The sequence below is a fragment of the Vibrio sp. S12_S33 genome (genome assembly GCF_963889785.1).
Taxonomy (GTDB): domain Bacteria; phylum Pseudomonadota; class Gammaproteobacteria; order Enterobacterales; family Vibrionaceae; genus Vibrio; species Vibrio aestuarianus.
The window spans coordinates 1-1,283 of sequence record NZ_CAWPQZ010000153.1; the positions used below are offsets into that span (position 1 = coordinate 1).

At 37.3% G+C, this 1,283-nt stretch carries 3 protein-coding genes; 1 reads left to right on the top strand and 2 read right to left on the bottom strand.

Going from position 1 to position 1,283, the window contains the following annotated elements; all coding sequences use genetic code 11:
- Positions 1-228: hypothetical protein (locus tag AACW06_RS21130; RefSeq protein WP_443263839.1), on the top strand; the 228-nt coding region annotated here is incomplete at its 5' end.
- 17 nt (positions 229-245) lie between these two features.
- Here AACW06_RS21130 and AACW06_RS19590 read toward each other — a convergent pair.
- Both AACW06_RS19590 and AACW06_RS19595 read right to left on the bottom strand, forming a co-directional pair.
- Entirely contained in the window at positions 246-707 is a 462-nt protein-coding gene (locus tag AACW06_RS19590; RefSeq protein ID WP_192076334.1) for a hypothetical protein, read from the bottom strand.
- Between the two features lie 148 nt (positions 708-855).
- Positions 856-1,074, bottom strand: a complete 219-nt coding sequence (locus AACW06_RS19595; protein WP_047691110.1) for a hypothetical protein — start codon at positions 1,072-1,074, stop codon at positions 856-858.
- Positions 1,075-1,283 lie beyond the last annotated feature (209 nt).

Genomic DNA, 1,283 nt, shown 5'->3' on the forward strand with positions numbered 1-1,283 from the left:
TTGAAAACGATCAATCTCAGATTATTCAAGAATCCATTTCGACCAAGCCAACTTGCCGAAAACACAGAACGAATTCTCAGTGAAATCGTAGAATTAACCTCAAAAACTCATCAAACACATAACGCCCTGTTAAGGTGTGAGCAACGCAATACCAATGCCGCCGCATACCACCTTAAACACCAAATGCGACGCATAGTAAAAATGCCACGCGTTGCGAATCACTCTTAAACAGTTTGTTATACAAATCAGCGCCCTGACTTAACTTTTTCCCATTCGATTTTGATTACAAAACTACATTGCTCAATGGCTACGTTACATAATCCAGTCATTTCTTTATGAATGAATAACTTACCATTTATGTAATCAAGTAACATTTGAGACATATCATCGAACATTTCCATTAATTCAAAATGTTCTTTTTCTTCCAAATTTAAATGTAGTCTTACAGAATTACACTTTCTTAAAACGTCTCTATGTAATGCAATAAGCTGTTCTCGCCCCAACACACCATCAATCGATGCATTTGGTAAATATTGGAAGTCGCTAACAAGTTCAGAGACTTGAGCTCTGAGGCTAACGATCCAGTCTTGTCGGTTTTTAGATACCACTGATGACTTTATTTGTTTCTTAGCAATGACTAACGAGACAACCGGACCGACTACAACAGCCAGTAATGCTGTTGAAGCACTTATAATTTCTATATTCAACCACGTTCTCCAATTTGTATAACGCCCAATTAAGGTGTGAAGCACGCTACCACAACAATCAATTTTAACACCGTAATCACTAAACTAAACGCAAACAAAAAATGCCAAGCGTGCTGAATCACTCTTAAATTGTTTGTTATGTATATTTTTAATCGGTACGCTCAGGGTCTCTGTATTCTCCGTGTGTTTTGCTAGCCGCCCCTACCTTGTTTTCGGCTACTAGCTTTTGAATAACTTTTTGGAAATCGACATCAGGGTGTTTTTCTGTCCATAGACTTTGAACTAGATCTATATTGAACAAGCCGAAATCAAGGTTCTCTAAAATGATATCTTCAAGTTCTTCTGCAAATACTTCTATATTTTCCATATTTCATCCTTATATACATAACGCCCAATTAAGGGGTGAGCAACGCTACTACCCAACTTAAAGCATTGTGCCATAAACACTTAATTTGAAGTAGAAGCAAAAATGCCAAGCGTTGGGAATCCCTCTTAAATTGATTGTTATATGCGTACTCAAAGCTACATTGAAACTGCTTCGATTTTGTTTCCGTCTAAGTCACGAACAAATGCAGC

Bases quoted from the DNA above. Each gene is read 5' to 3' on its own strand.
- AACW06_RS19595 (WP_047691110.1), bottom strand. From the start codon at position 1,074: ATGGAAAATATAGAAGTATTTGCAGAAGAACTTGAAGATATCATTTTA.